19 protein-coding genes are annotated in these 20,391 nt (G+C 61.5%); 6 read left to right on the forward strand and 13 right to left on the reverse strand.

The genetic code is table 11. The features are described from left to right. The first annotated feature begins 102 nt into the window (after positions 1 to 102). A complete protein-coding gene (gene tsaD / locus M5C56_RS26085) occupies positions 103 to 1,128 on the forward strand; it encodes a tRNA (adenosine(37)-N6)-threonylcarbamoyltransferase complex transferase subunit TsaD (RefSeq protein WP_103495704.1) in 1,026 nt (341 codons plus the stop codon). Between the two features lie 46 nt (positions 1,129 to 1,174). Here tsaD and plsY read toward each other — a convergent pair whose 3' ends face one another. Continuing rightward, complete coding sequence (gene plsY, locus M5C56_RS26090; protein WP_100938509.1) at positions 1,175 to 1,744, reverse strand: glycerol-3-phosphate 1-O-acyltransferase PlsY; 570 nt, start codon at positions 1,742 to 1,744, stop codon at positions 1,175 to 1,177. 74 nt (positions 1,745 to 1,818) lie between these two features. Between plsY and folB the strand changes: the two genes are divergently transcribed. Continuing rightward, positions 1,819 to 2,172: a dihydroneopterin aldolase gene (gene folB / locus M5C56_RS26095; protein WP_103495705.1), complete on the forward strand. Its 354-nt coding sequence runs from the start codon at positions 1,819 to 1,821 to the stop codon at positions 2,170 to 2,172. Beyond that, complete coding sequence (folK, locus tag M5C56_RS26100; RefSeq protein WP_103495706.1) at positions 2,163 to 2,687, forward strand: 2-amino-4-hydroxy-6-hydroxymethyldihydropteridine diphosphokinase; 525 nt, start codon at positions 2,163 to 2,165, stop codon at positions 2,685 to 2,687. The genes folB and folK overlap by 10 nt, the downstream gene beginning before the upstream one ends. Here the strand turns inward: folK and M5C56_RS26105 are convergent. The 11 genes from M5C56_RS26105 to M5C56_RS26155 all read right to left on the reverse strand — a co-directional run bounded on the left by M5C56_RS26105 (position 2,684) and on the right by M5C56_RS26155 (position 16,805). Further along, positions 2,684 to 3,913: a multifunctional CCA addition/repair protein gene (locus M5C56_RS26105; protein WP_103495707.1), complete on the reverse strand. Its 1,230-nt coding sequence runs from the start codon at positions 3,911 to 3,913 to the stop codon at positions 2,684 to 2,686. The two genes, folK and M5C56_RS26105, sit on opposite strands and share 4 nt — an antisense overlap. A 63-nt stretch (positions 3,914 to 3,976) precedes the next feature. Continuing rightward, positions 3,977 to 5,548: a SpoVR family protein gene (locus M5C56_RS26110; protein ID WP_103495708.1), complete on the reverse strand. Its 1,572-nt coding sequence runs from the start codon at positions 5,546 to 5,548 to the stop codon at positions 3,977 to 3,979. Beyond that, positions 5,545 to 6,816, reverse strand: a complete 1,272-nt coding sequence (locus M5C56_RS26115) for a YeaH/YhbH family protein (protein ID WP_103495709.1) — start codon at positions 6,814 to 6,816, stop codon at positions 5,545 to 5,547. Before M5C56_RS26115 ends, M5C56_RS26110 begins: the two co-directional genes overlap by 4 nt. A 140-nt stretch (positions 6,817 to 6,956) precedes the next feature. Then, positions 6,957 to 8,879, reverse strand: coding sequence for a PrkA family serine protein kinase (locus M5C56_RS26120; RefSeq protein ID WP_017128689.1), 1,923 nt, complete (start codon positions 8,877 to 8,879; stop codon positions 6,957 to 6,959). A gap of 301 nt (positions 8,880 to 9,180) precedes the next feature. Beyond that, positions 9,181 to 9,510, reverse strand: a complete 330-nt coding sequence (glpE, locus tag M5C56_RS26125) for a thiosulfate sulfurtransferase GlpE (protein ID WP_103495710.1) — start codon at positions 9,508 to 9,510, stop codon at positions 9,181 to 9,183. Between the two features lie 35 nt (positions 9,511 to 9,545). Continuing rightward, on the reverse strand, positions 9,546 to 10,421 hold the full coding sequence (locus M5C56_RS26130) for a symmetrical bis(5'-nucleosyl)-tetraphosphatase (protein ID WP_103495711.1): 876 nt from the start codon (positions 10,419 to 10,421) through the stop codon (positions 9,546 to 9,548). Beyond that, positions 10,421 to 10,801, reverse strand: coding sequence for a Co2+/Mg2+ efflux protein ApaG (apaG, locus tag M5C56_RS26135; protein WP_103495712.1), 381 nt, complete (start codon positions 10,799 to 10,801; stop codon positions 10,421 to 10,423). The genes M5C56_RS26130 and apaG overlap by 1 nt, the downstream gene beginning before the upstream one ends. A gap of 107 nt (positions 10,802 to 10,908) precedes the next feature. Next, on the reverse strand, positions 10,909 to 11,727 hold the full coding sequence (rsmA, locus tag M5C56_RS26140) for a 16S rRNA (adenine(1518)-N(6)/adenine(1519)-N(6))-dimethyltransferase RsmA (RefSeq protein WP_103495713.1): 819 nt from the start codon (positions 11,725 to 11,727) through the stop codon (positions 10,909 to 10,911). Further along, a complete protein-coding gene (gene pdxA / locus M5C56_RS26145) occupies positions 11,724 to 12,713 on the reverse strand; it encodes a 4-hydroxythreonine-4-phosphate dehydrogenase PdxA (RefSeq protein WP_103495714.1) in 990 nt (329 codons plus the stop codon). The genes rsmA and pdxA overlap by 4 nt, the downstream gene beginning before the upstream one ends. Next, the gene (locus M5C56_RS26150; protein ID WP_103495748.1) at positions 12,710 to 14,026 is read right to left on the reverse strand and encodes a peptidylprolyl isomerase; all 1,317 of its coding nucleotides are present in this window, start codon (positions 14,024 to 14,026) and stop codon (positions 12,710 to 12,712) included. Before M5C56_RS26150 ends, pdxA begins: the two co-directional genes overlap by 4 nt. Beyond that, a complete protein-coding gene (locus tag M5C56_RS26155; protein WP_103495715.1) occupies positions 14,007 to 16,805 on the reverse strand; it encodes an LPS-assembly protein LptD in 2,799 nt (932 codons plus the stop codon). Before M5C56_RS26155 ends, M5C56_RS26150 begins: the two co-directional genes overlap by 20 nt. A gap of 130 nt (positions 16,806 to 16,935) precedes the next feature. Here M5C56_RS26155 and M5C56_RS26160 point away from each other — a divergent pair, with 130 nt between their 5' ends. The 3 genes from M5C56_RS26160 to M5C56_RS26170 are packed head-to-tail and all read left to right on the forward strand — an operon-like array spanning position 16,936 to position 19,402. Beyond that, complete coding sequence (locus M5C56_RS26160; protein ID WP_103495716.1) at positions 16,936 to 17,961, forward strand: phosphotransferase; 1,026 nt, start codon at positions 16,936 to 16,938, stop codon at positions 17,959 to 17,961. After that, positions 17,958 to 18,632 (forward strand): N-acetylmuramate alpha-1-phosphate uridylyltransferase MurU, encoded by a 675-nt coding sequence (gene murU / locus M5C56_RS26165; protein ID WP_103495717.1) that lies wholly within the window; start codon positions 17,958 to 17,960, stop codon positions 18,630 to 18,632. Before M5C56_RS26160 ends, murU begins: the two co-directional genes overlap by 4 nt. 2 nt (positions 18,633 to 18,634) lie before the next feature. Further along, a complete protein-coding gene (locus tag M5C56_RS26170; RefSeq protein ID WP_103495718.1) occupies positions 18,635 to 19,402 on the forward strand; it encodes a TerB family tellurite resistance protein in 768 nt (255 codons plus the stop codon). A gap of 10 nt (positions 19,403 to 19,412) precedes the next feature. On the opposite strand, the gene M5C56_RS26175 is transcribed toward M5C56_RS26170, so the two are convergent. Beyond that, on the reverse strand, positions 19,413 to 20,390 hold the full coding sequence (locus tag M5C56_RS26175; RefSeq protein ID WP_103495719.1) for an alpha/beta hydrolase family protein: 978 nt from the start codon (positions 20,388 to 20,390) through the stop codon (positions 19,413 to 19,415). Between the last annotated feature and the right edge of the window lies 1 nt (position 20,391).

Raw genomic sequence — 20,391 nt, forward strand, 5'->3', positions numbered from 1 at the left:
TGACGCGGAATGCAAAGCCTCTGATCGAAAACCGCTGGTAGGGGCCTGGAGTGACGACTATTATGCGCGCCTTCGAATCTAGCCTCTACAAGGCGCAAACCCATGCTAGTACTGGGATTAGAAACCTCCTGCGACGAAACCGGCGTCGCGCTGTATGACAGTGAACGCGGGCTTCTCGCCGATGCGTTGTTCAGTCAGATCGACTTGCATCGCGCCTATGGTGGCGTGGTGCCGGAGCTGGCCTCACGCGATCACGTCAAGCGCATGCTGCCGTTGATCCGCCAGGTCCTGGCCGAGGCCGACTGCGCGCCGACCGAGATCGACGCGATTGCCTACACGGCCGGTCCGGGCCTGGTCGGGGCCTTGCTGGTCGGGGCTTCGTGCGCCCAGGCCCTGGCTTTTGCCTGGGATATACCGGCCCTGGGTGTGCATCACATGGAAGGCCATTTACTGGCGCCGATGCTGGAGGAGCGACCGCCGGAGTTTCCGTTCGTCGCTTTGTTGGTCTCCGGCGGGCACACGCAGCTGGTTCGGGTCGATGGCATCGGCCAATACGCGTTGCTGGGGGAAAGCCTGGATGACGCGGCCGGCGAAGCTTTCGACAAGACCGCGAAGATGATGGGGCTCAATTATCCGGGCGGTCCGGAAATCGCCCGCCTGGCCGAGCAGGGTGTAGCGGGGCGCTTCGTCTTCCCGCGGCCGATGTGCGATCGCCCGGGGCTGGATTTCAGTTTCAGTGGTTTGAAAACCTTCGCCCTGAATACCTGGCAGCAGTGCGCGAGCACTGGAGACGACGGCGAGCAAACCCGTTGCGACATCTCGCTGGCCTTCCAGCAGGCGGTGGTGGAGACTTTGACCATCAAGTGCAAGCGTGCGTTGAAGCAGGCGGGCATGAAGCGTCTGGTGATCGCCGGGGGCGTCAGCGCCAACAAGGCCCTGCGTGTTTCGTTGGAAAAGATGCTCGGTGAGATGAAGGGCGACGTGTTCTATGCCCGTCCCGAGTTCTGCACCGATAATGGCGCGATGATTGCGTTTGCCGGGTGCCAGCGCTTGCAGGCCGGACAGAAGGAAAGCCTGGCGATCAGCGTGCAGGCACGCTGGCCGATGGAGCAGTTGTCGGCGATTTGAGTGGGATCGGTGCAAGGTGGCGCGTGAGTCACCTTCACGATCAGGATCAGAAATGTCGTTCGCGCCCTGCGAAAAGGTCGCGTAGATTGCCGCGATGGCGCCAGACGATCAGCCCGGTCACCACGCTCATCGGCAGCAATGCGGCCGGTTCCTGCCAGGCCAGCAGCGGCAGGGTCAGTGGCGTGGCGATCAGGGCGGCCAGCGAGCTGGTGCGGGTGAGGTAGAAGGTCAGCAGCCAGGTCAGCAGGGCCAACAGGGCAGCGGGGGGATACAGCCCCAGCAGCATGCCGGCGGCCGTGGCGACGCCTTTGCCGCCGCGAAAGCGGAAGTACAACGGAAACAGGTGGCCGAGGACGGCGCAGAGCCCGACCCAGGCTTGCTGTTGGAGCGACAGCCCGGCGTAGCCGGCGATCAGCACCGGCAGCAGGCCTTTGCAGAGGTCGCCGAGCAAGGTCAGGATGGCCAGCTTCTTGCCGGCCAGGCGCAGCATGTTGGTCGCGCCGGCATTGCCCGAGCCACTCATTCGCGGATCGGGATTTCCCGTGAGGCGGCTGAGCAAAATGGCAAAGGACAGAGAGCCGAGCAGGTAGGCGAGGATCGCCAGTAACCAAAACATGCTAACTATTCCGGGCGGGGACGCCCTGATTCTAACGGCGCATTGCGCCCTTGTCGTGCTGCGGAGAGAAGTGCTTGGACAGAGTGTTTATCGAGGGCCTGGAAGTCGACACCGTGATCGGTGCCTATGACTGGGAGCGCGGCATCCGTCAGTGCCTGCGCCTTGATCTCAGTTTTGCCTGGGACAACCGCCCGGCGGCGGCCGGCGACGATCTGAGCCTGGCTCTCGATTATGCGAGTGTTTCTGCGCGCGTCCAGCTGTTTGCCGAGCAGTCGCAGTTCCAACTGGTGGAGACCTTCGCCGAACGTCTGGCCCAGGTGCTGATGAGCGAGTTCCAGATTCCCTGGTTGCACCTCAAACTGACCAAGCCGGGGGCCGTTGCGGCGGCCAGGGGCGTGGGCGTGGAGATTGAGCGCGGATGTCGCTAACTCAGGTTTATCTCGGGCTCGGCAGTAATATCGAGCGCGAAACCCACTTGTGTGCCGGGTTGGACGCACTGGCCGCGTTCCTGGTGGATATCCGCTGTTCGGCGGTGTTCGAAAGCCAGCCGGTGGGCATCAAGAGCGGGCCGTTCTTCAATCTGGTGGTGTCGGCGTTTACCGACCTGCCGTTGCTGGAGCTGGACCGCCGGTTGAAGTTCATCGAGGCCGACAATGGCCGTTATGCGCCGGACCGCAAGGGCCTGCCGCTGGATATCGATGTGCTGTTGTATGGTGAGCAGGTCGGGAATTTCGACGGGCTGATCCTGCCGCGGGCGGAAATTCTCAAGAATGCCTTTGTGTTGTGGCCGTTGGCGCTGATTGCGCCGGACCGTTTGCATCCAGAGGCGGGGAAGTCTTTCGCAATGTTGTGGGAAGAGGCGCAGATCGATCAGGTGCTGGCCCCCGTGGCGTTTGAATGGCGTGGGGGGCAACTGACGCCCCCTGATCTTTTGCGCACCTAGCCTGCGGCCTGCTCCTTGTAGGCCTTGAGGGCTTTCAGGCGCTCACGTTTGAGCGCTTCACCCAACTCCGGCCCTTTGAAGCCTTGCTCCAGCAGCGGTTGAACCGCGACTGCCTTGGCGACCGTCGCAGCCCCGCGTAAATAGTCCGCCTGTGGATAAGTTCGCTCCTCCAGCCCCAGGCGTCCCCGCGCATCCATCTCGCACGAGGCGATAAACTCCTCGAAACGTTGCGGGCGTCGATAGACATCGAAACTCTGCAACAACTCCAGCAAGGTCGAAGCCTTGAGCTCCAGGGCACGATGGCCATGGGTGTGGTATTCGCCGACCAGCAAGGCCAGTTCCTGGCAGTCGCGTGGCGCCTTGTAGCGCTCGTTCACCGCCTTGATCAGCTTCAGGCCCTTGAACTCGTGGGCAATATGCTTGGGCCACTCGCTTTCGGGTGTCAGTCCCTTGCCGAGGTCGTGCAGCAGGCAGGCCCAGCGCACGGTCAGTGGTTGCTGATGGCGGGCGGCTTGCTCCAGGACGCTCAGGGTGTGTACGCCGCTGTCGATTTCCGGGTGATGGGCCTCGGGTTGCGGCACCCCGAACAGCGCGTCGACTTCCGGAAACAGCACGGCGAGCGCGCCGCAGTCGCGCAACACCTGGATAAACACCTGGGGCTGGTCTTCCATCAGGGCCCGGGAGATTTCTTTCCAGCTGCGCTCTGGTGTCAGGGCTTGCAGTTCGCCCGATTCGGCCAGTTGACGCATCAGGGCCAGGGTCTCGGGGACCACCTTGAAACCCATGGCGGCATAGCGCGCGGCAAAGCGGGCAACGCGCAGAACACGGAGGGGATCTTCGGCAAATGCGGGGGAAACATGACGTAGAAGGCGGGCGGCGAGATCCGCCTGGCCGTGATAGGGGTCGGTCAGCTTGCCGTGCTCGTCTTCAGCCATGGCGTTGATGGTCAGGTCCCGGCGGATCAGGTCCTCTTCCAGGGTGACATCGGGGCTGGCGTGGAACGTGAACCCGCCATAACCGCGTCCGCTTTTGCGTTCGGTTCGGGCCAGGGCATATTCCTCGCCACTGGATGGATGAAGAAAAACTGGAAAGTCCGCACCGACCGGGCGAAACCCCTTGGCGAGCATCTCTTCGGCGCTGGCACCCACCACCACCCAGTCGATATCGGTAACCGGCTGACCCAGCAGGCGATCGCGGACCGCGCCGCCGACTTTATAAATCTGCATGAAAAACCTCCGTTGGCACGACAGGATAACCCGTGAATCGCGTCAACGGAGGTGAGGAGCTGCTCAGAGATGAATCACGGCCAGGTCCAGTCGACCGTACTCCCCTTCGCCGTGCTCGCCCTTGGGTGGGACGTGATGGGTTTTCATGACCTGGTCGCCTTGCAGGGTCTCCAGGTGGATATCGAAGCCCCAGAGGCGGTGCAGGTGCTTGAGCACTTCCTCGGTAGAGTCGCCCAGGGGTTTGCGGTCGTGCTGCTGGTGACGCAGGGTCAGCGAACGGTCGCCACGGCGGTCGATGCTCCAGATCTGCACGTTGGGCTCGCGGTTGCCCAGGTTGTACTGGGCGGCCAGGGTTTCACGGATGGTCCGGTAGCCGCCTTCGTCATGGATGGCCGGCACCAGCAGGTCGTCGCGCTGGTCGTCATCGAGGATGCTGAACAGCTTGAGGTCGCGAATCACTTTGGGTGACAGGTACTGCAGGATAAAGCTCTCGTCCTTGAAACTGCTCATGGCGAACTTGATGCTCGAGAGCCAGTCGCTGCCGGCCAGGTCCGGGAACCAGTGACGGTCTTCTTCCGTGGGGGATTCACACATCCGCCGAATGTCGCGGTACATGGCAAAGCCCAGGGCATAGGGGTTGATGCCGCTGTAGTAGGGGCTGTCGAAGCCCGGTTGGAAGACCACGCTGGTGTGGGAGGTGAGGAACTCCATCATGAAGCCGTCGGTGACCAGGCCTTCGTCGTAGAGATCGTTCATCAGGGTGTAGTGCCAGAAGGTTGCCCAGCCTTCGTTCATCACCTGGGTCTGGCGCTGGGGATAGAAGTACTGCGCGATCTTGCGCACGATCCGGACGATTTCCCGCTGCCAGGGTTCCAGCAGCGGTGCGTGTTTTTCGATGAAATAGAGGATGTTTTCCTGGGGTTCGGCGGGGAAGCGTGCATTGTCCTTGTCGCTGAACTTGTCCGCACCCTTGGGGATGGTGCGCCACAGGTCGTTGATCTGCTTTTGCAGGTGCTCTTCGCGGTCTTTCTGCCGCCGCCGTTCCTCTTCGGCGGAAATCGGGTAGGGGCGTTTGTAGCGGTCGACGCCGTAATTCATCAGGGCGTGGCAGGAGTCGAGCAGGTCTTCGACCGCGTCGATGCCATGGCGCTCCTCGCATTGCATGATGTACTGCTTGGCGAAGACCAGGTAGTCGATGATCGAGCTGGCGTCGGTCCAGGTGCGGAACAGGTAGTTGCCCTTGAAGAAGCTGTTGTGGCCATAGCAGGCATGGGCCACCACCAGTGCCTGCATGCAGATGGTGTTTTCTTCCATCAGGTAGGCAATGCACGGGTCCGAGTTGATCACGATTTCGTAGGCCAGGCCCATCTGGCCGCGGCTGTAGGACTTTTCCGTACTTAGAAAGTGTTTGCCGTAGGACCAATGGTGATAACCCAGGGGCATGCCGACGGAGGCATAGGCGTCCATCATCTGTTCGGCGGTAATGACTTCGATCTGGTTGGGGTAGGTATCCAGGGCATAACGATTGGCGATACGACTGATTTCGCGGTCGTAGGCCTGGATCAGCTCAAAGGTCCACTCCGAACCGGTGGAGAGGGGTTGGCGTTTCTGTTGTTTCGGCTCTCTGGCGGTCATGTCACTAACCTGCGCTGGAAGAGTTCACGGAAGACCGGGTAGATATCGCCGGCCGACACCAGCTGCTGCTGGGCAAACGTATCGCCGAACGCCTCGCTGATGCGTTCGTATTCGTACCACAGGGCCTGATGTTCGCGGGGGGTGATCTCTACGTAAGTGTAGTACTGCACGAACGGCATGATCTGGTTGATCAGGATGTCGCGGCAGATGGGCGAGTCATCGTTCCAGTTGTCGCCGTCGGAAGCCTGGGCGGCGTAGATGTTCCATTCATTGGTCGGGTAGCGTTCGGCCATGATTTCCTGCATCAGCTTCAGTGCACTGGAAACAATGGTGCCGCCGGTTTCCCGCGAGTAGAAGAACTCCTCCTCGTCGACTTCCCGGGCGCTGGTGTGATGGCGGATGAACACCACTTCGATCTTGTCGTAGTTCCGCTTGAGAAACAGGTACAGCAGGATGAAGAAACGCTTGGCGATGTCCTTGGTCGCCTGGGTCATGGAGCCGGAGACGTCCATCAGGCAGAACATCACGGCCTTGGAGCTGGGGTTGGGTTGCTTGACCAGCAGGTTGTACTTGAGGTCGAAGGTGTCGAGGAACGGAATGCGATGGATACGCGCACTGAGTTTCTCGATTTCCGCCTCGATCTCCTGGATATCGCCGAAGTTGTCCGGCTCTTCGCGTCTCAGACGCTCCAGCTCGGCCTTGGCTTCCTTGAGTTTGGCCCGGCTGCTGCCGGACAGGGCGATCCGCCGCGCGTGGGCCGAGCGCAGGGTGCGGATGATGTTGATGCGCGAGGGGTTGCCCTCGTTGCTGATCCCGGCGCGAACGGTCTTGAAGGTGTCGGTGCCGGTGAGGTTGCGTTTGACCAGGTTCGGCAGCTCCAAGTCCTCGAACATGAACTCGAGAAACTCTTCCTGGGTGATCTGGAAGGAGAATTCGTCCATCCCTTCGCCCGAGTTGCCGGCCTTGCCCGGACCTCGGCCGCCACCGCCGCCGGGTGGCCGGGGGATATGCTCGCCGCTGGTGAATTCCTTGTTGCCGGGATGCACCACGGTCTGCTTGCCGCCACGGCCATGGTGCAGCACGGGTTCATCGATATCGCGGCCGGGGATGCTGATTTGCTCGCCATGCTCCATATCGGTAATGGAGCGCCGGCTCACGGCTTCCTCGACAGCCTTTTTGATATGGTCACGGTAACGCCGCAGGAAGCGCTGACGGTTCACCGTGCTCTTGTTCTTGCCATTGAGACGTCGGTCGATCACATAGCTCATGAGGAGCCCTCCGGACAGCTTCAAGTTACAAGCTTCAAGCGCCAAGCTGGAAGCTTAAAGACAAGCGGTCAGCTCCTGCACCGCAGGCACGTCGATAAACGTGCCTGCGGCTTGTCGCGAGCCGCTTGCAGCTGCCGTTACTACTGCGATTTTCTGACCCGCAGGTACCACTCGGAGAGCAGTCGTACCTGTTTGTCGGTGTAGCCACGTTCGACCATGCGGGTGACGAAGTCGTTGTGCTTCTGTTGATCCTCTTTGCTGGCTTTGGCGTTGAAACTGATGACCGGCAGCAGATCCTCGGTGTTGGAGAACATTTTCTTCTCGATCACCACCCGCAGCTTCTCGTAGCTGAGCCAGGTCGGATTCTTGCCGTTGTTGTTGGCCCGGGCACGCAGGACGAAGTTGACGATCTCGTTGCGGAAATCCTTCGGATTGCTGATACCGGCCGGTTTTTCGATTTTCTCCAGCTCTTCGTTCAGGGCCACGCGGTTGAGGATTTCGCCGGTTTCCGGGTCGCGGTATTCCTGATCCTGAATCCAGAAGTCCGCGTACAGCACGTAGCGGTCGAAGATGTTCTGGCCGTACTCGCTGTAGGACTCCAGGTACGCGGTCTGGATTTCCTTGCCGATGAACTCAATATAGCGTGGTGCCAGGTATTCCTTGAGGAAGCGCAGGTAGCGCTCACGGGTTTCGGCCTGGAACTGTTCCTGTTCGATTTGTTGTTCCAGCACGTAGAGCAGGTGCACCGGGTTGGCGGCGATCTCGTGGGGATCGAAGTTGAAGACTTTCGAGAGGATCTTGAAGGCGAAACGGGTCGACAGGCCGTTCATGCCTTCGTCGACACCGGCGCTGTCGCGATATTCCTGGATCGACTTGGCTTTCGGGTCGGTGTCCTTGAGGTTTTCGCCGTCGTAGACGCGCATTTTCGAGTAGATGTTCGAGTTTTCCGGCTCCTTGAGGCGCGAGAGCACGGTGAACTGGGCGAGCATCTTCAGGGTGTCGGGTGCGCAGTGGGCCTTGGCCAGGGAGCTGTTGAACAGAAGTTTGTCGTAGATCTTCACTTCGTCGCTGACCCGCAGGCAGTACGGGACCTTGACGATGTAGATCCGGTCGATGAAGGCTTCGTTGTTCTTGTTGTTGCGGAAGGTGTGCCACTCCGATTCGTTGGAGTGGGCCAGCAGGATTCCGGTGAACGGAATGGCCCCCAGGCCTTCGGTGCTGTTGTAGTTGCCTTCCTGGGTCGCGGTGAGCAATGGATGGAGCACCTTGATCGGTGCCTTGAACATTTCCACGAACTCCATCAGGCCCTGGTTGGCCCGGCACAGGGCGCCCGAGTAGCTGTAGGCGTCGGCGTCGTTCTGTGGAAACTCTTCCAGTTTGCGGATATCGACCTTGCCCACGAGGGCCGAGATGTCCTGGTTGTTTTCGTCGCCCGGTTCGGTCTTGGCCACGCCGATCTGGTTGAGGATCGAGGGGTAGAGCTTGACCACCCGGAACTGGCTGATGTCGCCGCCGAATTCGGCCAGGCGCTTGGTCGCCCAGGGCGACATGATGGTGTTCAGGTAACGCCGTGGAATCCCGAAGTCTTCCTCGAGGATCGCGCCGTCTTCAGTGGCGTTGAACAACCCCAGGGGCGACTCGAAGACCGGCGAGCCCTTGATGGCGTAGAAGGGGACCTTCTCGATCAGCTGTTTCAGCTTTTCGGCCAGGGACGATTTACCGCCGCCGACGGGGCCGAGCAGGTAAAGGATCTGTTTCTTCTCTTCCAGGCCTTGGGCGGCGTGGCGGAAATACGAAACGATCTGGTCGATGCATTCTTCCATCCCGTGGAAGTCTTCAAAGGCCGGATAGCGCCGGATCACCTTGTTGGAGAAGATGCGCGACAACCGTGAGTTGGTGGACGTATCCAGCAGTTCGGGTTCGCCGATTGCCAGTAGCAGCCGTTCAGCTGCCGACGCGTAAGCACTGCGATCCTTTTTGCACAGCTCAAGGTACTCCTGCAGCGTGAGTTCTTCTTGCCGTGTGGATTCGAAGCGTTGTTGGAAATGGCTGAAAATGCTCATGACGTCACCTCGCTCGATACGTGGAGCCGGTGCCGGATCAGTCAGTCCAGTGCTGGCATGCAACCGCGAAAGCCGTTGCCGTTTACCCCCCAGAACACCTTCAAAGCGATGATCACTTTGAAAATTACTACCGATGACCCGTACGCCGGTGTACCGGCTCTCCCCTGATTTGGATGGCCTGCGCTTAAGGATAGTTCGGAATCGGCGGGGGCAAGTCAAGATGAGCAATTAGTTACGCCTGACCGTTCGTCAGGAAAGGCTCTAGCCCGCGAATCCCGCGGGCTCCAGCAGCAGAAAAAAATTATTCGGAAATATCTTGAGCAATTTCTGACGGATAGGTCGTGCGCCACAGCTCAAAGCCACCGTCCAGGCTGTAGACGTCACTGAAGCCCTGGCTGACCAGGTAGGCGGCCGCGCTCTGGCTCGAATTGCCGTGATAGCAGCACACCACCGTGGGTGCGTCGAGGTCGGCGGCGCGAATGAAATCGGCGATGTTGTGGTTGTCCAGGTGACGGGCGCCACTGATGTGGTTCAGGGCAAAGGTCTGCGGGTCGCGGACGTCGACGACCACGGCGCCCTGCTCGCGCAGGGCCTGGGCTTGTTCGGGCGGGATACGTTTGAATTCGGTCATGATGGGCTCCATCTGGGGCAGGTAGGTCGTACAGTCTAGCGATATAACCAGGCCCGGAAGCGCTCGGCCAGGGTCGGTGGCGGAGCAACGCCACCCTGGGCATCGCACTTGCAGGTCAGAAGCTCGCCGGTGTCGACGTTCATCAGGGTCATGGCCCCGCCCCAGACACAACCAGTGTCGAGGGCGAAGATCCCGGGCTCGTCGCATCGGCCTTCAAGGGCGGCCCAGTGGCCGAAGATGATCTTCAGGCCCTGGGTCTTGCGCTCCTTGTAGCTGAACCAGGGGGCGTAGCCGCGGGGGGCGGTGTCGGCGCCTTCCTTGCCCTTGAGGTCGAGCTTGCCGTCGGCGGTGCAGAAGCGCATCCGCGTGAAATAGTTGGTGATCACCCGCAGGCGGGCCACGCCCTGCAGATCGCCGTCCCACTTGTTCGGCTCATTGCCGTACATGCCGTCGAGGAAAAGCGTCAGCAGGTTGTCGTCGCGCAAGGCGGTTTCCACTTCGGCGGCGTATTTGAGCGCTTTCTTCAGCGTCCACTGGGGGGGGATGCCGGCGTGGACCAGGGCGACGTTGCGCTCGGCGTCGTGGTGCAGCAGCTTCTGGCGGCGCAGCCAGTCCAGCAGATCGGCCCGATCCGGGGCGTCGAGGATCTCACGCAGCGTGTCGCTTTTTTTCAGGCGCTCGATATTGTGCCCGGCGGCGAGCAGGTGCAGGTCATGATTGCCCAGCACGCAGACCAGCGATTCGCGCATACCGTAGAGAAAGCGCAGGGTCTCCAGGGATTGCGGGCCCCGGTTGACCAGGTCGCCCACCAGCCACAGCTTATCGCAGGTAGGGTCGAACTTGACGCGTTCGAGCAGGCACTTGAGCGGTTCCAGACAGCCTTGCAGGTCGCCGACGGCATACACCGCCATCAGTGCAGGGCCCCGGGTACGGCAAGGCGGAAGGGGGCGATCACGGCGTTGAAGCGCTTGCCGTCCTCGGCCACCATCTCGTAGGTGCCCTGCATGTTGCCGACTTTCGTCGTCATCACCGTGCCGCTGCTGTAGGTATGGCTCTGGCCGACCTCGATCAGCGGTTGCTGACCGACGACACCGGCACCGCGAACTTCTTCCACGTGACCGTCGCCATCGGTGATCACCCAGTGCCGCGACATCAACCTGGCGGGCAGTTCGCCGTTGTTCCGCACCGTGATGGTGTAGGCAAAGGCAAAGCGGTTCTGCTCGGGTTGCGATTGTTCTGCAAGGAAGCGGGTGACGACGCTGACGTCGACCTGGTAACGAGGATCGGACATGCAAGAGGCCTTGGAAGCTGAAGCGCAAGAGACGCTGGACGAAGCCCAGTCTAGGTCAAGTCCCGGGTAGTAGGCCAGACATGCGCGCTGGCCTGCTACCGATGGGGTCAGTCGACGTCGGGGGCGGTGACGGCTTGCTCACTGAGTTTGTCGGCCAGGCGCACGAAGGCGGCCAGGTCGAGCTGTTCCGGACGCAGGCTGCCGTCGACGCCGGCGGCTTCGATCTCGGCGTTGCTGAGCAGCGCCTTGAGGGTATTGCGCAAGGTTTTGCGACGCTGGTTGAAGGCTTCGCGCACGACGCGCTCCAGCAGGCGATGATCCTTGGCCGGGTGGGGCAGGACGGCGTGGGGCACCAGGCGCACGATGGCCGAGTCGACCTTGGGCGGCGGGTTGAAGGCGCCCGGGCCGACGTTGAACAAATGTTCCACGCGGCAATGGTACTGGACCATGATTGACAGGCGACCCCAGTCGCCACCGCCGGGGCCGGCAGCCAGGCGCTCGACCACTTCCTTTTGCAGCATGAAGTGCATGTCGCGAATCAGGCTGGCGTTGTGCAGGAGATGGAAGATCAGCGGCGTGGAGATGTTGTAGGGCAGGTTGCCGACCACCCGCAGGCTGTTGGGTGCCGGGTTGAGGCTGGTGAAGTCGAACTTCAGCGCATCGCCCTGGTGCAGGTTGAAATTGGCTCGGCTGCCGAATTGCTCATTGAGGATCGGTACCAGATCCTTGTCCAGCTCGACGACATCCAGCTGTCCACCGCTGTTGAGCAGGCCTTCGGTCAGGGCGCCCTGGCCCGGGCCGATTTCCAGCAGGCGGTCATCGGGTTTGGCATGGATGGCGCGCAGGATGCGGTCGATCACGCCGGCGTCGTGCAGGAAGTTTTGCCCGAAGCGCTTGCGCGCCCGGTGTTGGTATTGCTCAGTCATAAACGGGTCTCGGCCATCTGGTAGGCGGTTTCCAGGGCGACTTGCAGGCTGCCGGTGTCGATGTTGCCGCTGCCGGCCAGGTCCAGGGCAGTGCCGTGGTCGACCGACGTGCGGATGATCGGCAAGCCCAGGGTCACGTTGACTGCGGCGCCGAAACCTTTGTATTTCAGCACGGGCAGGCCCTGGTCGTGGTACATCGCCAGCACCGCGTCGCAGTGCTCCAGATATTTGGGGTTAAACAGAGTGTCGGCAGGCAGCGGGCCACGCAGGTCCATGCCCTCGCCGCGCAAGCGCTCCAATGTCGGTTCGATGATGTCGATTTCTTCGTGACCCAGGTGCCCGCCTTCGCCGGCATGGGGGTTGAGCCCGCAGACCAGGATACGAGGGTTGGCAATGCCGAACTTTTCCCGCAGGTCGCCATGCAGGATACGGGTGACCCGCTCCAGGCGCTCTGGGGTAATCGCATCGGCGACTTGCCGCAGGGGCAGGTGGGTGGTCACCAGGGCCACGCGCAGTCCCCGGGTTGCCAGCAGCATCACCACCTGGGGGGTGTGGGTCAGGTCGGCGAGGAATTCGGTGTGGCCGGAAAAGGCGATCCCGGAGTCGTTGATCACGCCTTTGTGCACCGGGGCGGTGATCATGCCGGCGAAATCGCCGTCCAGGCAGCCTTGACCGGCACGGGTCAGGGTTTCCAGGACAAAGGCGGCATTGGCCTGGTCCAGTTGCCCTGCGATGACCGGGCTCGCCAGCGGGGTGTCCCAGACATACAAGCTACCCGCCGCTGCCGGTTGCTCAGGCCACTGGCCCGGCGCGACTGGCAGCAGATCGACGGCCACGCCCAGTTGCGCGGCCCGCTCGGAGAGCAGGTCGCGGCTGGTAATGGCAATCAGGGGGTAAGGCTGGGGGCGCGAGGCGAGCAGCAGGCAAAGGTCTGGACCAATGCCCGCCGGCTCGCCGGGTGTCAACGCGAAACGCCGGGGTTTCACTTTGGCGCCTGTTCCGCGCCGGGGAGCTTGATTTCAACGTAGGCTTCGTCGCGGATCTGACGCAGCCAGGTTTGCAGCTCTTCATCGTATTTGCGGTTACGCAGCACGGTCATGGCTTGCTGTTCGCGTGCCTGGGTGGTGCTGTCGGTGGCGCGACGGCCAAGGACTTCCAGTACGTGCCAGCCGTATTGGGTCTTGAACGGCTTGGACAGGACACCTTGCGGGGTCTTGGCCATCACTTCGCGGAATTCCGGTACCAGTGCGTTCGGGTCGACCCAGTTCAGGTCGCCGCCGTTAAGCGCCGAGCCCGGGTCTTCCGAGAAGCTCTTGGCCAGCGTACCGAAGTCTTCGCCGTTGGAGATCCGCTCGTAGAGCTTCTGCGCCAGGGCTTGGGTGTCGGCTTCGCTGCGAATGGCGTTGGGCTTGATCAGGATGTGACGAACATGCACTTCGTCGCGCATCTGCGTTTCGCCACCGCGCTTCTCCAGGACCTTCAGGATAATGAAGCCCCCTGGGGTGCGTGTCGGTTCGCTGATGTCGCCAACCGCCATGCTGCTGAGCATGTGGTCGAACGGTGGTGGCAATTGAGCCGGCTTGCGCCAGCCCATGTCGCCGCCTTCCAGGGCGTTATCGCTGCCGGAGTGGGCAATGGCCAACTGACTGAAGTCAGCGCCTTGCTTGAGTTGCCGGTAGAGGTCCTGGGCCTGGGTTGCGGCGGCCTGGATGACTTGCGAGTTGGCGCTGTCCGGGGTCGACACGAGGATATTGGCCAGGTGCAGTTCTTCGGAGAGCTGCATCTTGCCCAGGTCCGAGGCGAGGAAGTTCTTCACTTCCTGCTCCGACACCTGGACCCGCTCGGCGACACGACGCTGACGCACACGGCTGATGATCATTTCCCGGCGAACCTGGTCACGGGCGTCCTCATAGGATAGGCCGTCGTGGGTCAGGGCCGCGCGGAATTGATCGATGCTCATGTTGTTGCGCTGGGCAATGGTGCCGATGGCCTGGTTCAACTCATCATCGCTGATGCGAATACCCGAGCGCTCGCCGATCTGCAATTGCAGGTTTTCGACGATCAAGCGATCCAGGACCTGTTGGTCGAGGACGCTGGTGGGCGGCACGCCGCCCCCGCGCTTGGCGATGGTCTGCTGAACCTCGTGGACACGCTGGTCCAGTTGGCTCTGCATGATCACATCGTTGTCGACGATGGCCACGACGTTGTCGAGGGGCTGCACAGCGGCGTGAACCGCCGCACTCAGGACCAGCGCGCCCAGCATCAGCGGGCGCAGACAATCAGAAAGCTTGATCTTCACGTTCACGATAACCTTGGATGCCTTTGTCGAGGAAGCTCTCGACTTTGTTGCCCATGACGCCACCCAGGCCCTTCAGTACAAACTGAAGGAAGATACCGTGGTCGCCTCGTTCGTTTTGCGGAGCCTGTTGACTGAACTCGTCATACTGGACCCAGTAGCGGTTGATCAGGCGCATTTTCCAGCAGCAGTTGTCGTACTCGAAGCCACCGAAGGCTTCCAGCGTACGGTTGCGGTTGTAGTCGTACTGCCAGCGGCTGATGACGTTCCACTGTGGAACGACCGGCCAGATGACCGAGAAGTCGTGCTGCTCGATCTTGTAGTAGTCCTTCACGTAGCCGGGTTGGCCAGGTGTGCCGTAGTCGCCGCCGAACTGCCATTGGCCAGTGTTCTGGTTGTAGATCACCTGGTCGTTGCGATAGCGATAGCCGGCGTTGATGACCTTGTTCGGGTTGTCTTCAGGCTGGTAGTGGAACATCGCGCTGCCGGAACGTGGCTGGTGACTTTTCGGATCCCAGTTGTAGTCGGCCGTGGCGCGCCAGTCGCGGTTGAAGTTGTAGGCGTATTCCAGGGCGTACGGCGAGACATTGGTCTTGGCGTCGGCACGGGTATTGAAGTCGACACCTGGCAATTGCACGGTTCGATCTTTGAAGTAGTAAGCCTGGCCGACACTCACGCGCTGACGTTCGAAACCGTTGTCTTCGATCCAGCGGCTGGTGACACCCAGGGACAGTTTGTTCTCGTCACCGACGCGGTCGCTGCCGTAGAAACGGTTGTCGCGGAACAGCGAGGCATAGTTGAAGCTGTACTCGCCGGTGTCGAACACCGGAATATCTTTCTGATCTTTCTCCGGAACGTAGAGATAGAACAGGCGCGGTTCCAGGGTCTGGCGATAGTTTGTGCCGAAGAGTTCAGTGTTGCGGTCGAAGTACAGACCGCTGTCGATGCTGGCAATAGGGACGCCACGGCTTTGCGAGCTGCTGTAGGTTCCGCCGACGTAATTCGGATTAGCCGCCTGGGCTGCCACGATTTGAGACTGGCCCAGTGAGCCCAGATCCAGATCGTATTGGGTGTACTGATACTTGAGCGACGGCGTGATGAAGCCGTACGTCCAATTCAGCGGCAGGCTGACACCCGGCTTCAGATTCAGGCGGTCGCCGTTGGCGCGGGCCAGACCGGTCACGTTGGTATCCAGGCGTGGCGAGGTGACGCCATCCTTGTCGGAGAAGGTGCCGTTTTCCAGGCTCCGCTCGAAACGGGTGGCTTCAGTTTCATAGGTGAAACTGAGGCCTTCCGGATGATACGGCAGGCTACCGTTGAAGGTGATCTGTGGTAGGCGGTTGTACGGTGTGATAACCGCCACGCTCGCCAGCTCATAGGCCTGTACGTTCACCTGGGCGATGAAGTTGTCACCGCGATAGCTCGTCGTGGCCTGTTGATTTACATAGTCAGCGCTTTTGACGCCGATCTGGTTGCTCTGCAGGTCCTGGAAGTAGTACGGGTCGCTGATCTTGGTGTAGTTGACCGTTGTCAGTACGCGGGAATCCAAGCCGCCCTTGTGCTGCCAGTTGACCATGTAGCGATCTTTAGTGGCGTCCGACTGCAGGGAGCGATCATTGCTCTCATCGTTCAGGTACGCACCGCCGAACTGCCCTTCGCTGGACTTGGTCAGATAGCGGAACTCGCCCTCGGTCAACATGCCGCGCTTGCTCATGTAGTGCGGATACAACGTGGCATCGTAGTTTGGTGCCAGGTTGAAGTAGTAAGGCGTGGTCAGGTTGAAGCCTGAGGTGCTGTCGCTGGAGAAACTCGGCGGCAGGAAACCGGACTGGCGACGGTCGTCGATCGGGAAATAGATGTACGGGGTATAGAGGACCGGAATGTCCTTGACGCGCAAGGTCACGTTGGTCGCCGTACCAAAGCCGGTCGCCGGGTTCAGGGTGATGTTGTTACCCTTGAGCTGCCAGGCGTTGCTGTTCGGTTCGCACGTGGTGTACGTACCGTCCTTGAGGCGGATGATCGCGTTTTCTGCGCGCTTGGCATATAGCGCGTTACCACGGACCCGCGACTTGTGCATCACGTATTCGGCGTTGTCGACCCGCGATTCGCCGGTGTCCAGCTGTACTTCGGCATGGTCGCCGACCAGCAGGGCACCCTGGTCGCGAACCCGAACGTTGCCGTTCAGCTCGCCACGGTTTTCAGCCTGGTACAGGCTGGCTTCGTCGGCCTCGACCTGCATGCTGCCCTGGCGCATGACCACGTCGCCGGCCAGTGTCGCGACCTGCTTGTCCTGCTCATAACGCGAGGCCTTGGCCCCGATGAAGGTCGGCGCATCACTTTTATTCGTCGTGTCATTCATGCCAGGACGAATCGGTTCGATATAGGAACCAGAGCAATAAGGACCGGCTTCGGCCAACTGGGCAGGTGTCAGCTTGTCACGCGGGACCCAGTCGAGGTGACTGTAGTCGGCACTGCGCGACTTCAGGCCGCGGCCCTTGGCTTCGGTGACCAGCACCGGGCCGGCAGCTTTCTCGCTGCTGGAACCGCTGTCCGCCGTGGCGGCAGTGCCCAAGGCCTCGGCATTACCGTCATGCACGGGGCGAGGTGGCAACTGGGCCGTAGTGGTTTTGGGCGCACAGTCCCAGGCACCGGAAGCAGAGACGGAACAGTCATACTGTTCCGCGGCGACAGCGAACGGGGTGGCAAGAGGTTGCAGAGCCAGCAAACCGCCGGTAACCAGCAACGGGAATTTTTTACGAAACGCGGGGGATTTCAATGCCATCTTATTAGTCCGGGCTTCCTGCGTGCCATCTGCCCGCGGTGGGGGTCACACGCCTATCGATGGTCAGAAAAAGATGCTGGATAATAAAGCAACACCCGCTTGACGGCTAGCGTCGTCGGAGACCCATGTAATGCCTGACCAAGATGTACGCTTGCAACACCTGAAAGTTTGGCTGGATCGGCAGTTGGAAACGCTCTTTCTGGGCGAAGGCTGGGGCACCATCCCCCCGGCTACGTTGACCGCGGCCAGCAGTGACGCGAGTTTTCGACGCTACTTCCGCTGGGAGGGCGGGGGCCGTAGTTTGATCGTCATGGACGCTCCGCCACCCCGGGAAAACTGCAAACCCTTTGTGGATATCGCCCATTTGCTGGCGAAATCCGGAATCAACGTGCCGAAAATTCACGCGCAGGATCTGGAAAACGGTTTTCTTTTGCTCAATGACCTGGGCAACCAGACCTATCTGGACGTGATCGACAGCGACAACGCCGATGGGTTGTTCGCCGATGCCATCGACGCCTTGCTGGCTTTCCAGCAACTGCCGATGGACAGCGAACTGCCGAGTTATGACGTGGCCTTGCTGCGCCGTGAGCTGGAGCTGTTTCCCGAGTGGTACGTCGGGCATGAGCTGGGCCGCGCTTTCGATCCCGCGCAGTTGGCGATGTGGCAACGGGTCAGCGACCGGCTGATCGACAGCGCCCTGGCCCAGCCGAAAGTACTGGTGCACCGTGACTATATGCCGCGCAACCTGATGGCCAGCGAGCCCAACCCTGGTGTGCTGGATTTCCAGGATGCGGTCTATGGGCCGGTGACCTACGACATCACCTGCCTGTTCAAGGACGCCTTCCTCAGTTGGCCCGAGGCCCGGGTGCGTGGTTGGCTGCAGGATTATTGGCAGAAGGCGACAGGTGCCGGTATCGCGGTACAGGCCGATTTCGAGGAATTCCTCCGGGCCAGCGACCTGATGGGCGTGCAACGTCATCTGAAAGTGATCGGGATCTTTGCACGCATCTGCCATCGTGACGGCAAGCCACGTTACCTGGCGGATGTACCGCGCTTCTTCGCTTATATAGAAGCGGTGGTAGCGCGCCGTCCGGAGCTGGCCGAACTGGGCGAGTTGCTGGCCAGCCTGCGTCGCCCGGTGGGGGCCGAGATATGAAGGCAATGATCCTGGCTGCCGGCAAAGGCGAGCGGATGCGTCCGTTGACCTTGCACACCCCCAAGCCGCTGATCCGTGCCAACGGCACGCCGCTGATCGACTATCACCTGCGGGCGCTGGCGGCCGCCGGGTTCAAGGAGGTGGTGATCAACCACGCCTGGTTGGGACAGCAGATCGAAGACTACCTCGGCGACGGTTCCCGCTATGGCCTGAGCATCGCCTATTCGCCCGAGGGGGAGCCGCTGGAAACCGGTGGTGGTATCTTCCGTGCGTTGCCGCTGTTGGGTGATGAGCCCTTCCTGGTGGTCAATGGCGATATCTGGACTGACTATGACTTTGCTTCGCTACGTCGGCCGATTGCCGGTCTGGCGCATCTGGTCATGGTCGACAATCCGCCGCACCACCCGGCCGGGGGCGACTTCAACCTGCTCGACGGCCAACTGCATGACGGTGGGGCGCTGGGCGAGAAGCTGACCTACAGCGGTATTTCAGTCCTGCACCCGCAACTGTTTGCCGCCTGCTCGGACGGCGCCTTCAAGATCGCGCCGTTGTGGCGCGAGGCGATGGCGCGGGGGCTGGTGAGTGGAGAGCACATGCACGGACACTGGGTGGATGTCGGCACCGTGGAGCGCCTGGCGCAAGTCGAGCAATTGTTGAAAGAGAGACACTGATTATGTTGTGGCCAGGGACTCTGATTGGAGCCGGGGCGGGTTTTGCGATCGCCAGTATTCCGGGGGCCATGTTGGGCGCGTTACTCGGGCAGGCGCTGGATCGGCGCCTGCAATTGCACAGCCTTGCCCATTTGCGCGAGCGCCTGGGGGGCAAGCCGGCGTTACGCAACGATGAATTGCTGTTTGTCTTGCTGGGGCGACTGGCCAAGAGCGATGGGCAGGTGGTCGACGGACATATCCAGCAGGCGCGCGAGGAAATGCGTCAACTGGATATGGCTGATGCGGCGCGGAGCCGGGCGATTGCCGCGTTCAACCGGGGCAAGTCGGGGAATGATCGACTGCGCGGCTACCTGAATCACCTGAAGACCCAGCCCCATGCCGCCGAAGGCGTTTTGCGGGCGTGCTGGCGAATGGTCTGGGCCGACGGTCGGGTCGGGACGAAGGAGCGTGAGTTGATCATGCTCTGGGGCAAATGGCTGGGTTGGACCAGCCATCAGGTCCAGGCCCTGGCCCATGACTACGAGCCGGGGCGCAAGGTGCTGTCGAACACGACCGGGACTTATGAGGAGGCGCTGGTGTTACTGGGCGTGGCGGCCAACAGTGAGCCGGCGCAAATCAAGCGGGCGTATCGGCGCCTGCTCAGTCGCCACCACCCGGACAAGATCGCGGGCAGTGGCGCCACGCCTCTACAAGTGCGCGAGGCCACGGAAAAAACCCGCGATTTGCACAATGCCTATGTGCTGATTCGCGATCGCCGGGATTTCCGTTAGGCGCTACGTTTCAGAGACCGCCCACATCCTGCGGGTTCAACCAGCCACGGATGCGCCGGAATAACTGTTCCTGCCCGGCATTGCCCGGCAGGGCCTTCAGCGCGATCTGGTTGTAGCTTGTGGTTTTCTGCCGCTTGCTGGCCTGCAACCGCTCCAGTGCGGCTTTGCGATCCAGCGGCCGGTCCTGGTAGAAGAAATCCGCCGTCGCCAGTTTCAGTCCGGGGGTGATCTGGGCCAGGTTCTGTGGCGCAGTAGTCGGCGTCTGTGCGGCCACCAACAGCAGTTTCTGGATCTGCGGCGAAGGCTTCTCGCTCATGTAGCGGGCCGCCCAGTAAGCGCCGGTGCCATGGCCCAGGAGGACCACGCTGCGGGCATTTTGCTGTTTGGCGTAGGCAATCGCCGCGTCGATTCGTGCGAAGATCCGTTCCGCGTCGGCCTTCAGCTGATCTTCAGCGGTTTGCGCGGCGGCCTGGTCGACCACCTCGGCTTCGGCGCTGGCCGCCTGTTCGATGGGCTTGGCCGTGGTGCTGGCGTCCTTGCTGTTGCTGGCGGTCGCCGCCGGTGCCTTGGGCGCTTCGTCCACCCGTGGCTGGATCGCGTCGCTTTGCAGGTCCGGCAGGGTCAGGCTCAGGCTGCTCCACTGGGCATCCGGGAACTTGCGCCGCAACGGGCCGATTGCCTGGGGCCAGTCAGCGGTTTCGCCGGCACCGGGAATCAGGATCACCGCGCCCAGGGGCGAAGGCGTGTTGGCCGGTTTCCACAAGGCCAGGAAACTGTCGCCGCCGGCTTGCAGTTGCTGTTGTTCCTGCTGGGGCAATTGGCGTTCCAGCGCGGTCGCGTCTTCCTGGCTACGCTCGAGCAGGGGCTGGCGCTCCACCGGCTTTTCGGCGGGCTTCTGCGCCGGGTCGGCGGCCATGACGGGCGCGGCACAAGGTAGTATCAGCGACAGGCACAGCGCGGGCAGTGCCAGGCGGTAGAGAAGAGGCATC

Source organism: Pseudomonas sp. MWU13-2862 (assembly GCF_023242495.1).
GTDB classification, from domain to species: domain Bacteria; phylum Pseudomonadota; class Gammaproteobacteria; order Pseudomonadales; family Pseudomonadaceae; genus Aquipseudomonas; species Aquipseudomonas gingeri_D.